Origin of the sequence: Mesorhizobium sp. M0239, from assembly GCF_040321815.1 — a bacterium.
Lineage (GTDB): Bacteria > Pseudomonadota > Alphaproteobacteria > Rhizobiales > Rhizobiaceae > Mesorhizobium.
The window spans coordinates 131,685-144,881 of sequence record NZ_JAMYSG010000012.1; the positions used below are offsets into that span (position 1 = coordinate 131,685).

At 63.2% G+C, this 13,197-nt stretch carries 12 protein-coding genes; 2 read left to right on the forward strand and 10 right to left on the reverse strand.

The window, feature by feature from the left end:
• Window positions 1-34: 34 nt before the first annotated feature.
• The 8 genes from NKI99_RS14905 to NKI99_RS14940 form a co-directional block, all read right to left on the reverse strand.
• Window positions 35-2,197, reverse strand: coding sequence for an amylo-alpha-1,6-glucosidase (locus tag NKI99_RS14905; RefSeq protein ID WP_023813199.1), 2,163 nt, complete (start codon window positions 2,195-2,197; stop codon window positions 35-37).
• A 50-nt stretch (window positions 2,198-2,247) separates the two neighbouring features.
• The gene (locus tag NKI99_RS14910) at window positions 2,248-3,309 is read right to left on the reverse strand and encodes a glycosyltransferase family 4 protein (protein WP_023813200.1); all 1,062 of its coding nucleotides are present in this window, start codon (window positions 3,307-3,309) and stop codon (window positions 2,248-2,250) included.
• A 113-nt stretch (window positions 3,310-3,422) separates the two neighbouring features.
• The gene (locus tag NKI99_RS14915; protein WP_023813201.1) at window positions 3,423-3,800 is read right to left on the reverse strand and encodes a DoxX family protein; all 378 of its coding nucleotides are present in this window, start codon (window positions 3,798-3,800) and stop codon (window positions 3,423-3,425) included.
• A gap of 62 nt (window positions 3,801-3,862) precedes the next feature.
• Entirely contained in the window at window positions 3,863-4,321 is a 459-nt protein-coding gene (locus NKI99_RS14920) for a carboxymuconolactone decarboxylase family protein (RefSeq protein WP_023813202.1), read from the reverse strand.
• Between the two features lie 43 nt (window positions 4,322-4,364).
• On the reverse strand, window positions 4,365-4,868 hold the full coding sequence (locus NKI99_RS14925; RefSeq protein ID WP_023813203.1) for an RrF2 family transcriptional regulator: 504 nt from the start codon (window positions 4,866-4,868) through the stop codon (window positions 4,365-4,367).
• 110 nt (window positions 4,869-4,978) lie between these two features.
• Window positions 4,979-6,292: an NAD-dependent dihydropyrimidine dehydrogenase subunit PreA gene (gene preA / locus NKI99_RS14930; RefSeq protein ID WP_352611317.1), complete on the reverse strand. Its 1,314-nt coding sequence runs from the start codon at window positions 6,290-6,292 to the stop codon at window positions 4,979-4,981.
• Window positions 6,293-6,294: 2 nt separating this feature from the next.
• Entirely contained in the window at window positions 6,295-7,659 is a 1,365-nt protein-coding gene (locus tag NKI99_RS14935) for an NAD(P)-dependent oxidoreductase (RefSeq protein WP_352611318.1), read from the reverse strand.
• 142 nt (window positions 7,660-7,801) lie between these two features.
• Window positions 7,802-8,518 (reverse strand): gamma-glutamylcyclotransferase, encoded by a 717-nt coding sequence (locus NKI99_RS14940; protein WP_023813205.1) that lies wholly within the window; start codon window positions 8,516-8,518, stop codon window positions 7,802-7,804.
• A gap of 165 nt (window positions 8,519-8,683) precedes the next feature.
• On the opposite strand from NKI99_RS14940, the gene NKI99_RS14945 reads away from it, so the two are divergent.
• Window positions 8,684-9,460, forward strand: a complete 777-nt coding sequence (locus NKI99_RS14945) for a VOC family protein (RefSeq protein ID WP_352611319.1) — start codon at window positions 8,684-8,686, stop codon at window positions 9,458-9,460.
• A gap of 81 nt (window positions 9,461-9,541) precedes the next feature.
• Here the strand turns inward: NKI99_RS14945 and NKI99_RS14950 are convergent, their stop codons facing one another.
• Window positions 9,542-10,030: a hypothetical protein gene (locus NKI99_RS14950; RefSeq protein WP_023813207.1), complete on the reverse strand. Its 489-nt coding sequence runs from the start codon at window positions 10,028-10,030 to the stop codon at window positions 9,542-9,544.
• A gap of 199 nt (window positions 10,031-10,229) precedes the next feature.
• Between NKI99_RS14950 and NKI99_RS14955 the strand changes: the two genes are divergently transcribed.
• Window positions 10,230-10,622 (forward strand): DoxX family protein, encoded by a 393-nt coding sequence (locus tag NKI99_RS14955; protein ID WP_023813208.1) that lies wholly within the window; start codon window positions 10,230-10,232, stop codon window positions 10,620-10,622.
• Between the two features lie 112 nt (window positions 10,623-10,734).
• On the opposite strand, the gene NKI99_RS14960 is transcribed toward NKI99_RS14955, so the two are convergent.
• Window positions 10,735-13,161, reverse strand: a complete 2,427-nt coding sequence (locus NKI99_RS14960) for a GcvT family protein (RefSeq protein ID WP_352611320.1) — start codon at window positions 13,159-13,161, stop codon at window positions 10,735-10,737.
• Window positions 13,162-13,197: the final 36 nt, after the last annotated feature.

Here is a 13,197-nt window from a genome sequence, read left to right on the forward strand (position 1 = left end):
AAAGCTCGGATCGGTTCCGCCAATTTTGTTCGGATCATGTCCTTACGATGAGCGGCACCAGCCCTTCATGGCGGTCGGCAAGGAAAGCGACGACCCGATCGCCGACGCGCTGGAAGGTGAGATCGACGACCCGGTCGCCGACGCCCAGGTGCCGCAGTGTCAGCGTGTCGATGCCGATCGGCAGCCTCGGGCGGGTGACGCGGATTTCGCCATCCCAGCCGTCGATCTCCAGGCCAAGGCAGGCCTGCATCAGCATGAAGGCGGAGCCCGCCGACCACGCCTGCGGCAGGCAGGCGACGGGATAGGCGATGGGTGCTTCGCCCGGCGCACGTGTAAAACCGCAGAACAGTTCGGGCAGCCGCATGTTGAAATGGACTGCGGATTCGAATGTGCCGCTCATCAGGCGAACCACGCTTTCGCGCTCGCCATAGCGCGCCAGGCCGGCACCGCACAGGGCGGTGTCGTGCGGCCAGATCGAGCCATTGTGGTACGACATCGGATTGAAGAACACGGCATCGTCGGCGAGCGTCCGCAGTCCCCAGCCGGAATGGAAGGAGGCGGAAAGCAGCTGGTCGGCGACCATCTGGGCCCGCGCCGGCTCAGGCAATCCGACAAAAAGCAGATGCCCGGCATTCGAGGTCCGCACCTTGCAGGGCTCGCCCGCACCGTCGATCGCGAGGGCATAGAAGCCGAGATCGTCAAGCCAGAAATCGCGTTCCACGGCGACCCGCATCGCCTCGGCGCGACCATCCCAATGGTCGGCCCTGTCGTCCTCCCCACGGCGGCGGGCAAGCTTGGCCAGCCCCCGGAAAGCGGCAAAGACATAGCCTTGCACTTCGACCAGGGCGATCGGACCCTTGGGAATGCGGCCATCGGCATGGAAGACCGAATCGAAACTGTCCTTCCATCCCTGGTTGGCGAGGCCGGACTCGGCCGCTCGCTGGTAAGTGACGAATCCGGTCTCCCGGCCCGCCTCCTCCGTCCATTCGGCCGCAGCGCACAGCGATGGCCACAAGCCGTCGATGAACGCCATGTCACCGGTACGATCGGCGTAGGCACAAGCAAGATAGATGTAGAGCGGTGTCGTATCGACGCCACCGTAGTAGCGGCCGAAGGGGAGCTCCCGCAGCGCCACCATTTCGCCCTTGCGGGTCTCGTGCATGATCTTGCCCGGCTGCGAATCGCTGAACGGCGATGTCTCGGTCGCCTGATGCTGGGCCAGAAAGGCCAACACGCCCCGCGCCAGGCCCGGATTGAGCCACAGCATCTGCAGTGCCGAGATGACGCCGTCACGACCGAACGCCGTCGAGAACCAGGGGATGCCGGCATAGGGATAGGGGCCGGTCGCCAGTTCGGTGGTCAGCAGCGCGACATCGGCGCGGGCGCGCTCGACCCAGTCGTTGAAGACGCGGCCCGAGCTGCGCACCGTCGCGCCATGGCGACGTTTGGCCCGCATGCCAAAGCGGGCGCGGGCGGCAGCGGCGCGAAACCGGTCGCGGTCGGGCTTATCGGCCACCTCGGGACCGACCTCGACATAAAGCACCTTCCTGCTGCGCTTGGTGACGGCGATCAGGAAATCGGCACGGGTGGCTGTCAGTTGGTCCGGCGCCTGCGAGAACGATATCGCAGAGAGGCGGGCCAGGCCGTCGAGCCCGTCATAGCGCAGCAGGACGGACGTCGCGTCTGTTTCGGCGGCATGGGCCAGCCCGCGCTTCAGCCGTGTCGAGCCGCGCACTTCGAACATGTCGCGGAAATCGGCGGAATAGTGCAGGGAAACGCTGATCGTCGAGTGTTCCCGGCTGTAATTGGAAAGGGTGATGCGTTCGAACAGCCTGTCCTGCCAAAGCAGCCTGACGCGTTCGATGTGAATGGCTCCCTGCGGGATGTCGCGTCCACCGGCGCTCTGTATCGGCAGATTGGTCAAATTGGTGGTGAACAGCACATTGTCCTGGCTGAGCGAGGCGCCGAGCAGCGACGTCTGCCTGCCGCCGACGGTCAGCCGGAACTCGGAAAGAACCCGTGTGTCGTCGCGAAAGAAACCGTCGCCGGCTCCGCGTATGTCGCCATAGGCGTCGGCAACCGCGAAGCAATCGCCCTGCTTGAGGGCAAACAACCGATGCGGCTCGCGAGGGGCGGTGGCGTCGAGCGATGCAAGCGCAACCGCGGGATCGAGCTGGCGCTCATCGAGTTGGGCCATTCGTCAAAGATCCCTGTTGTTTCGTTGTCGTGGCTCGAGCACGTCGTTGCTCAAGACGCCTTCGCCGCGCTCGGGACGCCGATCAGGCCCGCATAGGCGGCCAGATAATCGCCAGCCATTCTTCGAGCGGAGAACCGCTTTTCGAAAACGGCCCTCACCTTTCGCCTGTCGAGTTGCAGCAAGTCGGGCACCGCGGCGACCGCGCCGTCCACCGTGTCAGCGATGAAACCGGTGACGCCTTGATCGATGATTTCGGGCAGCGCGCCGCAATTCCAGCCGATGACCGGCGTGCCGCAGGCCATGGCCTCGATGGCGACAAGGCCGAACGGCTCCGGCCAGTCGATCGGGAACAGCAGGCCGGCCGCCTTGCCGAGAAATTCCGCCTTCTGGTCCTCCTCGATCTCGCCGACATAGACGATGCGATCGCCGTCGATCAACGGTTCGACCACCTCGTGGAAATAGGCGCGGTCGTCGTCGCCGATCTTTGCCGCGAGCTTGAGCTTGAGCCCCGAACGCAAGGCGATCTCGATGGCGCGGTCCGGGCGCTTGTCGCGTGAGAACCGGCCGAGGAAGGCAAGGTAGGGTTCTTCCGCCGTCGTCTCAAAAGTCGGTTCGTAGAGAGTGGTCGGCAATCCGTGATGGATCGTCGCCAACCAGTTGGCGTTGGCAAAGCCCGCCTTCTGGCTGTGCGAAATGGAAATCAGGGGAAAACGCGGAAACCGTTCATAGGCCGGCGCCAGGTCGACATAATCCAGCCTGCCATGCGGTGTCGTCACCGTGCGGTCGGCGAGATCCTCGAAGAAGGAAAAGTGCAGGAAATGGCTGAGATGGAAGTGGATGACGTCGAACTCCGACGCCCGTTCCCTCACCTGCGCAAGCATCGAAAGATGCGCCGCGATCTCGGATTTAAGCGGACGCGGATCGAGGCGCAGCGCGCGTTCCCGGCTGGGTACCAGCGTCGCGGAAGTCTGGCTGTCGCCACTGGCGAACAGCGTCACCTCATGGCCCAGATCGACCAGCGCTTCGGTCAGATACGAGACGATGCGCTCGGTGCCGCCATAGAGCCTTGGCGGCACCGATTCATAAAGCGGCGCGACATGGGCGATTTTCATATTCCATCCTGGATGCTGGGCATGCAGGTGTGAAATGCGTCAACGGCTCGATTGGTTCCGATTTTATGACGAGCCGTGGGCACCAGAGGCCGCAGTCGGCATGGAACTGTGCGTCAAACAGATTGCGCGATCAGGGTCAGAAAGCCACCGCTCAGCGCGACATTGCCGACGAAGCCGTTGATGCGGGACGCACGGTCCTGGCCCTGATGGTCCCAGAAATTGTGAAACATCGGCGTGGCGACGATGAGGAACAGCAGCAGCACCGCGGCCGCGAGTGCCGTCCACAATCCTGCGATGACCAGCACGCCGGCGGCGATCTGAAGCACGATGCCGAGCCACAGCGCCAATCTTGCCTGCGGCACACCGCGCGCGGCCATCAGCTGGGTCAGGAAGGCCGCGTTCTGGATGTTGCGCAGGCCGGCGAAGACGAAGGCGCCGCCGAGCAACAGGCGAGCGAGAAACAACAAGGTCGAAGGCAAATCGGCAGGCATCAAACGCTCCCTTTGAAAGTGGAGCGCCGCCTTTCGACGGCGCTCCCAACATAACCGGACAATCAGGCGGCCTTCGCCGCCGGCACCGGGTGAATGGCCTGGAACGGGATGCACAGCCGGTTCCAGGTGTTGATCATGCCGAGCGCAACGGAAAGCTTGACCAGTTCCTCTTCCGAGAAATGCTCGAGCGTCTTTGCATAGAGTTCGTCCGGCACGCCATTGCTGGCGATCAAGGTGACGGCTTCGGTCCAGGCCAGGGCAGCGCGTTCGCGCAGGGAAAACAGCGGCGATTCCTTCCAGGCTGAAACCAGATAGAGCCGCTGCTCGGTCTCGCCGTCGCGCCTCGCCTCGCGGCTGTGCATCTCGACGCAGAACGAGCAGCCATTGATCTGCGATGCCCTGAGCTTGATCAGGTGCAGCAGGCTCACCTCGAGCCCGCATTCGTCCACCGCCTTGTTGAGCGCCGACACAGCCTTCATGATCTCCGGCGCCTTGGCGAAAAATTGCAGCCTCTGTTTCATCTTCCTGTCCTTTCAAATCTGCTTTGGGTTTGGGTCTACGGGGTTAACTGGATTTCTGCGGCCGCTGGTGGCGCTCGACGAAGGCGCAGCTCGCAGCAAGCGACCTGGGATCGCCTTCTGCCGCATAGGTGGCCACGATATCGGACAGCTTGGTCTCGGCGAGCGCGGCGCGATAGGCACGCTCGGCCTTCAGCATCGCGGCGTTGATGCCGCAGGGTTTGACATAGGCCGAAGCATCGAGCTTCACCGGACCGCGCTGGCGGATCTCGCCGCAACGGAAAGCCGGCTCGCGCCCTTCGATGGCCAGCACGATGTCGAGCAGCGTGATGCGCTCGGCCGGCCGCGCCAGCCGATAGCCACCCGCCGGCCCGGGCACCGATTCCAGAATGCGCGCCGCGCTCAGCATGTTGAGATGCTTCAGCAGATAGCTAGGCGACAGGCCAAAGGACTCGGCCAGAGCGGCGCCAGGCATGGTGCTGTTCCCCTCCACACTGGCCAGCGTGGCAGCGCAATGGATAGCTGCCTCAACGCCCTCGCCCAGCTTCATTGGATCGGCTCCTTTATCATGGATATATACTATCGTGGATAATTATTATCTGCAATAGGAAAATTAAAAAACGGCGCTCGAAAGCGCCGCTCTTTTGTTGGGGTAAGTCCCTATTCCGCAGCCACCTTGGCCATCGGATTGTTCGGGTGCGTCGTCCAGTTGGCATAGACCGGCGATACCGGCCTGCCGGTGCGCTGGTCCATCACGCCTGCCGCCAGCGGTTCCATGGTGATGCAGTTCTCGACCGGGCAGACATTAACGCACAGATTGCAGCCGACGCATTCGGCCTCGATCACCTCGAAGTGCCTGACGCCGTCGACCAGGCTGGTGATCGCCTGGTGCGAAGTGTCCTCGCAGGCGATGTGGCAGCGGCCGCATTTGATGCAGGCATCCTGGTCGATACGCGCCTTGGCGACGTAGTTCAGGTTGAGATACTGCCAATCGGTGACATTGGGCGTGGCGCGGCCGACGATGTCGTTGAGCGAGGCGTGCCCCTTCTCGTCCATCCAGTTTTCGAGGCCCGCGATCATTTCCTGCACGATCTTGAAGCCATAGGTCATTGCCGCCGTGCAGACCTGCACATTGCCGGCGCCGAGCGCCATGAATTCGGCAGCATCGCGCCAGGTGGTGATGCCGCCGATGCCGGAGATCGGCAGGCCGCGGGTTTCGGGATCGCGCGCGATCTCGGCCACCATGTTCATGGCGATCGGCTTCACCGCCGGGCCGCAATAGCCGCCATGCGAGCCCTTGCCGTCGATTGTCGGCTGCGGCGCGAAGCTGTCGAGGTCGACACCGGTGATTGAATTGATGGTGTTGATCAGCGACACCGCGTCAGTGCCGCCGGCATGTGCCGCCCGTGCGGGCTTGCGCACATCGGTGATGTTGGGCGTCAGCTTGGTGATGACGGGCATGCGGGTGTTCTGCTTGCACCAGCGCACCACCATTTCGATATATTCCGGCACCTGGCCGACGGCGGCACCCATGCCGCGTTCCGACATGCCGTGCGGGCAGCCGAAATTGAGCTCGATGCCGTCGGCCTCCGTCTCCTCGACCACCGGCAGGATCGCCTTCCAGGCCTCCTCGACGCATGGCACCATCAGCGAGACGACGATGGCGCGGTCGGGCCAGTCCTTCTTGACCTGCTTGATCTCGCGCAAATTGACCTGCAGGTCGCGGTCGGTGATCAGCTCGATGTTGTTGAGGCCGAGCAGGCGGCGGTCGGCGCCCCAGATCGCGCCGTAGCGCGGGCCGTTGACGTTGACCACCGGTGGGCCTTCCTCGCCCAGCGTCTTCCACACCACGCCGCCCCAGCCGGCCTTGAAGGCGCGGATGACGTTGTAGGCCTTGTCGGTCGGCGGCGCCGAGGCCAGCCAGAACGGATTTGGCGATTTGATGCCGACGAAATTGTTTCTGATATCTGCCATGCTCATGCCCTCCCGTTCGAGGTCAGTGCCCGATTGATGCTCTCCGCAGCGTCGCGGCCTTGCGCGACCGCCGAGACGGTCAGGTCGTCGCCACCGAAGATGCAGTCGCCGCCGGCCCAGACCCTGGCGAGAGAAGTGCGCCCTTCCGCATCGACCTTGATGCGGCCGGCTTCAAGATCGATCGACGCACCGCTGCCATTAAGGGCGACCGGCACAAAACTCTGTCCAATCGCCTTGAACACCTGGTCGGCAACGAGCGTCAGTGTCTCGCCGGTGCCGGCAAGCCTGTCGCCGTTCAGCGCCGTGTATTCGAATTCGACGGCGGTGACCTTGCCGCCTTCGGCGATCACCCGCTTCGGCTGCAGCCAGTGGCGGATGCTGACGCCGTTGGCTGCCGCCAGATCCTGTTCGAATTCGGAAGCGTTCATGTGCTCCTGGCCGCGCCGGTAGCAGATCGTCACCTCCTCGGCGCCGAGCAGCTTCGACTGTACCGCGGCGTCTATGGCCGTCATGCCTCCACCGATGACGACGACACGGCGGCCAACCGGCAGGCCGGAAAGGTCGCTGGCCTGGCGCAGTTCGGCAATGAACTCGACCGCGTTGATGACGCCGTCGGCCTCCTCGCCATCAGCACGCAGCGCGTTGACGCCGCCAAGGCCCATGCCGAGAAACACCGCATCGTAATTGCGGATCAGGTCCGACAGCTGGTAGTCGCGGCCGAGCGCCTTGCCGTTCTGGATGTCGATGCCGCCGATCGCGGTCACGTAGTTGACTTCGGCTTGGGCGAAATCGTCGACACTCTTGTAGGCGGCGATGCCGTATTCGTTGAGGCCACCGGCCTTCGCGCGCGCTTCCAGGATGGTCACGTCATGGCCGTGGCGGGCGAGCCGGTGCGCGGCGGCAAGGCCGGCCGGCCCGGCGCCGACCACGGCGATTGTCTTGCCGGTCGGCTCGGCGCGCGGATAAAACTGCTTGTTCTCGCCCATGGCGACATCGGTGGCGTAGCGCTGCAGGCGGCCGATCTGCACCGGCTTGCCTTCCGCCACCTCGCGCACGCAGACTTCCTCGCACAGCGTTTCGGTCGGGCAGACGCGGGCGCACATGCCGCCCAATATGTTCTGGTCGAAGATGGTCTTGGCCGAACCGATCGGATTGCCGGTCGAGATCTGGCGGATGAACAGCGGAATGTCGATCGAGGTCGGGCATGCATTCATGCACGGCGCGTCGTAGCAGAAATAGCAACGATCGGATTCGACCAGCGCCTCGTGGTGATCGAGCGGCGGATGCAGGTCGGAAAAATTGTCCGCATACTGGTCGGCCGAGAGCCTGCCGCCCGCAATGCCTTCCCTGAATTGGCCTTCTGGCATCGTCAGTTCCCCATGTTTTCTTTTGAGGAAGGCTAGCACGTTTTATTTTTTTATCAATTGGTCAATTTTCGGCGCAAGCCACTGAAAAGGCTCGACAATAACATGATTTTTTTAGTCATGTTATTGGAGGCGAGGGCCACTTTTACAGTGCGCGCGAATGGCCGGGTTCAAGCTTACAGCCATGAATGGTCTTGACCTCGTCGGCTACCAGTTGCTGCAGCCGCCACAGATTGCGGTCATGGATGCCGAATTCCTCGAGATGGCTGACCGTGTTGTAGAGATATTCGGCGCCGGATCCAATATGCCCGCAGGCTCTGGCCAGCACGCTCGCCACTCTGTCCAGCGGCTGGTTCAGCGACGTTCCCCTGCCCTTCACGCCGACCCAGAAGCCAAGCGCGCGCAGCGTACCTTGCGGCGTATGCACCGGCAGCCACCGGACCGTCTCGATGCTTTCGTGGTCGCTGATCTCGCGTCGCAGCAGCCTTTCGATCTGCGCCGGCTTTTCGCCCTCCGGCAAGCGGTAGATCACGCCGTTGCAGCGTCCGCCCCGTTCGAGCGCCATCATCAACCCCGGCTGCTCGGCGCTGCCCCGCCAACGCACCATGTCGAGGCAAAAAGAGCGGTGCCAGCCAAAGGCCGTGGCGAGCTGTTGCTCGACCGACTCGAATTCCGGCTTCCAGATCAGGGACCCGTAAGCGAACACCCATAGTGGTCCCTCATCGGCTTCATTGGACAGCCGCAAGGCAAGGGTGCGGAAATCCTCGTCGTTCATGTCTGTCCAACTCGGGTCCGGGCCGGGATCGGCCTCTTCCCGATGGCACAGTGCGACAAGCTCGGGCGTGAGCGACATCAAGCGCATGGACGACAACCCCTCATCACCGCAGAGAAATCGAAAACCAGAGCTCGCGCAACCAGGGAACGCTTGGCACACACACCCATTGTTGTCCGGGCGTGTCGGATTTCCGTCGTGAGGATCGTCCTAAGATGGACGACGATCGATCCATGAAAGGTGAGGAGACCGAAAATGCCGAAAACCCCGATGCCCTTCTTCTGGTACGAATTGATGACATCAGATCTCGACGCCGCCGAGGCGTTCTACACCCAAGTGGTCGGCTGGACGGCGCAGCCCTTCGATAAGGCACCCGGCATGCCGCGCTATATCGTGATGAATGTCGGCGAACGTGGCGTCGGCGGACTGATGACCTTGCCCGAGGATGCCGCCAAGATGGGCATGCCGCCTGCCTGGCTTGGCTATATTCACACCAAGGATGTCGACGCCGCCACGGCATCGCTGGAGAAAGCCGGCGGCACCGTTCACCGCCAGCCCGACGACATTCTGGGTGTCGGCCGCTTTGCCGTCGTCGCCGGTCCGCAAGGCACGACCTTCATGTTCCTGCAGCCGAACGGTCCCGACCAGCCTGTCGTGCCGGCCGGCACGCCGGGCCACATCGGCTGGCACGAGCTTTATACGAGCGACTGGAAAGCCGCGTTCGATTTCTATTCCGAGCAGTTCGGCTGGATCGACGCCGGCGATTTCGACATGGGTCCGATGGGCACTTACCAGACTTTTACGGCTGGCCCCGAATCCGGCGGCGGCATCATGAACAAGCCGGAGCAGATCCCGGTGCCGGTCTGGCAATTCTACTTCAACGTTGCGGCCATCGACGCGGCCGCAAAACGGGTCACCGACAATGGCGGCAAGATCCTGATGGGCCCGATGGAGGTCCCCGGCGGCAGTTGGATCGTCCAATGCCAGGACCCGCAAGACGCGCACTTCGCCTTGATGGCGCCAGTCCGCTGACCGCGATCGAAAACCGCTGACACAAAGCGCGGGTTTTCATCAGACCACCGATGAAGGCCTCTACCCCTGCCTGGCGCCGTCTCATTCCGGCGCCAGCACCGCAACCTTCAACTCAGCTTTTTTCGCGCCGCTGAACTGGACGGTGGCCGGGCCGGGCGCAAGCTTGAAGCGCACGCTCTTGCGGATGCCAGGGCATGTTTTCACGCCACTATAGCCCGCCGACTTGATGGCCTGGCCATCCTGGATGACATCGATCCAGGCCTCCCCCGAGAGACTTATCTGAATGGCTCCCTCGGACGGCACTTCCACGCTGGCGACGGCCCCAAACGTGTCTGATGCCGGCGCACGTTCGGGCGCCACCGCAAAACCGGCTTTCTCTACCGGCACCAGCGCCAGGTCCGCAGCCGCACCAACCGCCAGCGCCGCTCCGGGCGGCGTTGCCGGTGCCGCGGCAAACAGGGTCTGCTCCCGCGTCACCGGCCATTTGAAGGCCTCACAGCCGGCGTCCTCGGCCATGGCGAAGCTGGTGCCTGCGACGATCGCGAACAGGCTGATGACGACTTTTTTCATGGCAAGACCCCCACACATTCAGATTGTTGTACACGCATTAATACAACCATAGAGGTATTAATGCAACCCTGGCGAGAAACATTTGAAGGGAATTGGGAACATTCCCAATCACTGATTGTTGATGGCAAACCAGGGGAAATGAATGGTCCAATGCCGGGCGATAAACTATGGCCGATCCCGGAAGCTAAAGGAGTTTTAGATGAAGCCTTTCGACGGCCTTGCCAGATATCAGCCGCAGGCACTCGGCATTCTGCGCATTGTGACCGCGCTGCAGTTCATCGAACACGGCACCCAGAAGCTGTTCAATTTCCCGGTCAGCGACCACGCCGGTGCTTTGAGCGGGCTGTCACTCACCGCCGGCATCCTCGAATTCGCCGGCGGCATCCTGCTGGCGCTGGGCCTGTTCACCCGGCCGGTCGCGTTCCTTCTGGCCGGCGAAATGGCGATCGCCTATTTCATGGCGCACGCGCCGCGCGACTTCTTCCCGGTCAACAATGGCGGCGATTCGGCGATCTCGTTCTGCTTCATCTTCCTCTATCTGGTGTTTGCCGGCGCCGGCGCCTTCGCGCTGGACAACCGCCGCAGCGCCTGACGCCAGAAAGAGGATGCGGGCCTAGTGCACGTCGCCCAAAAGTGCCCGCGGTTTTGGGACAACGACATGTACAAAACAGGAATCTGAAGCGCTTCGGCTTTGCCGATGCGCTTCAGGCGCGCATCCGTTCGAAATTGGCGTCGAAAAGCGGCACCACCTGAATGCGCGCCGCATGGCGCTTGCCCAGCAGCTCGATTTCGAAGCCGTCGCTCTCATCGGCGATCTCCTTCGGCACATAGCCGACGGCAACGGATTTCTTCGAATGATGCGCATAGCCGCCCGACGTCACCCAGCCGCGCACCGCACCATCGAACCAGATCGGCTCGTCGCCAATGACATCGGCATCGTCGGCATCGACGATAAAGGCGCGCAGGCGCAATTTGCCGCCCAGCTTGCGCTCGGCCAGCGCCGCGGCCTTGCCGATGAAATCGGCGTCCTTGCCGTAAGCAACGAAGCGGTCGAGCCCCGCTTCCAGCGGTCCGTAGATCGGCCGGTACTCGCGCCCCCATGAGCCGTAATTCTTGTCCAGCCGCAGCGCATTGAGCGCGCGCGAGCCAAACAGGCCGATGCCGAATTCCTCGCCCGCCGCCATCAGCGCTTGATAGGCGGCGCGCTGGTATTCCGGCGCCACCCAGATTTCGTAGCCGAGATCGCCGGTATAGCTCACACGGCCGATCAGGCATGGCGCCATGCCGATATCCATCCGGCCAATGGCCATGAAGGAAAATGCCGCATTGGAGACATCCGAACGCGTGGCCTTTGCCAGCACATCCCGCGCCTTCGGCCCCGCGATCGACAAGCCGCTGAGCTTCTGGCCCAGCGCCTCGATGCGGACCGAGCCGTCGTCTGGCAGGTGCTGCTCGAACCAGCGCATGTGGTATTGCTCGGCGATGCCGGAGCCGGCGAGGAACCAGCCGTCTTCCCCCAGATTGGCCAGCGTGAAGTCGCCGATCAGCCTGCCGTCCTGCTTCAGCATCGGCGCCAGCGTCATGCGGCCGGGCTTCGGCAGTTTGCAGGCAAGCATCCGGTCGAGCCAGGCGGCCGCCCCCTCACCCGTCACCTTGTATTTGGCGAAGCTCGAAATCTCGGACAGGCCGACACCGTCACGAACCGTCGCGACCTCCCTGGCGACCTGCGTGAAGTCGCTCGAGCGGCGCCACGAGAATTCGTCCTTGACGCCTTCCGGCGCGTACCACAGCGGCACTTCCAGCCCATAGGCAACGCCCCATTGCGCACCCCCAGCAGACAGCAGATCATAGATCGGCGTCGTCTTCAGCGGCCGCCCGGCGGGCAACTCCTCATTGGGGAAGCGGATCGAAAAGCGCCTGGAATAATTCTCGCGCACCTTGGCGTTGGTATAGGCCATCGTCGCCCAGTCGCCGTAGCGCGCGACATCCATCGCCCAGATATCGGCGCCGGGATCGCCCTCGATCATCCAGTTCGACAAAGCGAGGCCGACGCCGCCGCCTTGCGAAAAACCGGCCATGACGCCGCAAGCGACCCAGAAGCCCGGCAGGCCGCGCACCGGCCCGACCAGCGGGTTGCCGTCAGGGGCGAAAGTGAAGGGGCCGTTGATGATCTGCTTGATGCCGGTGTTCTGGAAGGCCGGGAAATGCCGAAAGCCGACCTCCAGCGATGGCGCTATGCGGTCGATGTCGGGCGCCAGCAATTCATGGCCGAAATTCCACGGCGTCTGGTATTCGGACCACGGCTTGTTGGCCTTCTCATAGGTGCCCATCAGCATGCCGCCGCGCTCCTGGCGCAGGTAAAGCTCGCCATCGAAGTCGACCGCGTGGATGATCTCGGTGCCGGTCTTGGCGTTCCAGGCGGCGACCTCCGGCATATCCTCGGTGATCAGGTACATGTGCTCCATGGCCAGCACCGGCAGTTCGAGACCAACCATGCGGCCGACCTCGCGCGCCCACAGGCCGCCGGCATTGACGACATGCTCGGCCACCACCTCGCCCTTGTTGGTGATGACCCGCCACAGCCCGTCGGGACGCCGCACGATGTCCTCGACCTTGGTGAAACGCTCCACTTCCGCCCCAAGTTTCCGCGCGGCCTTGGCATAGGCATGGGTGACGCCCGAGGGGTCGAGATGGCCGTCCTCCTTGTTCCTGACGGCGCCGACGAACTGCCTGGGGTCGAGAAGCGGCATCAGTTCGGCCGCCTCGTTGGGCGAGATCTCCTCCAGCTCGATGCCGAGATAGCGGCCCTTGGCGACGACGCCGCGCAGCCAGTCCAGCCGCGCCTCGGTTGCCGCCAGAAGCACGCCACCGGTCAGATGCACGCCGGTCGCCTGCCCGGAAAGCTCCTCGATCTCCTTGTAGAGGTTGATGGTGTATTTCTGCAGCTTGGCGACGTTAGGGTCGCCATTAATGGTGTGCATGCCGCCGGCCGCGTGCCAGGTCGAGCCGGACGTCAATTCGTCGCGCTCCAGCAGGACAACATCGGTCCAGCCGTGGCGGGCGAGATGGAACAGCACGGAGCACCCGACGACGCCACCGCCAATGACCACGACCTTTGCATGCGATTTCATGAGTTTTGCTCTGTTATCAGTGAGTTGGATGGGTGA

Bases quoted from the DNA above. Each gene is read 5' to 3' on its own strand.
- NKI99_RS14905 (WP_023813199.1), bottom strand. From the start codon at position 2,197: ATGGCCCAACTCGATGAGCGCCAGCTCGATCCCGCGGTTGCGCTTGCA.
- NKI99_RS14910 (WP_023813200.1), bottom strand. From the start codon at position 3,309: ATGAAAATCGCCCATGTCGCGCCGCTTTATGAATCGGTGCCGCCAAGG.
- NKI99_RS14915 (WP_023813201.1), bottom strand. From the start codon at position 3,800: ATGCCTGCCGATTTGCCTTCGACCTTGTTGTTTCTCGCTCGCCTGTTG.
- NKI99_RS14920 (WP_023813202.1), bottom strand. From the start codon at position 4,321: ATGAAACAGAGGCTGCAATTTTTCGCCAAGGCGCCGGAGATCATGAAG.
- NKI99_RS14925 (WP_023813203.1), bottom strand. From the start codon at position 4,868: ATGAAGCTGGGCGAGGGCGTTGAGGCAGCTATCCATTGCGCTGCCACG.
- preA (WP_352611317.1), bottom strand. From the start codon at position 6,292: ATGGCAGATATCAGAAACAATTTCGTCGGCATCAAATCGCCAAATCCG.
- NKI99_RS14935 (WP_352611318.1), bottom strand. From the start codon at position 7,659: ATGCCAGAAGGCCAATTCAGGGAAGGCATTGCGGGCGGCAGGCTCTCG.
- NKI99_RS14940 (WP_023813205.1), bottom strand. From the start codon at position 8,518: ATGCGCTTGATGTCGCTCACGCCCGAGCTTGTCGCACTGTGCCATCGG.
- NKI99_RS14945 (WP_352611319.1), top strand. From the start codon at position 8,684: ATGCCGAAAACCCCGATGCCCTTCTTCTGGTACGAATTGATGACATCA.
- NKI99_RS14950 (WP_023813207.1), bottom strand. From the start codon at position 10,030: ATGAAAAAAGTCGTCATCAGCCTGTTCGCGATCGTCGCAGGCACCAGC.
- NKI99_RS14955 (WP_023813208.1), top strand. From the start codon at position 10,230: ATGAAGCCTTTCGACGGCCTTGCCAGATATCAGCCGCAGGCACTCGGC.
- NKI99_RS14960 (WP_352611320.1), bottom strand. From the start codon at position 13,161: ATGAAATCGCATGCAAAGGTCGTGGTCATTGGCGGTGGCGTCGTCGGG.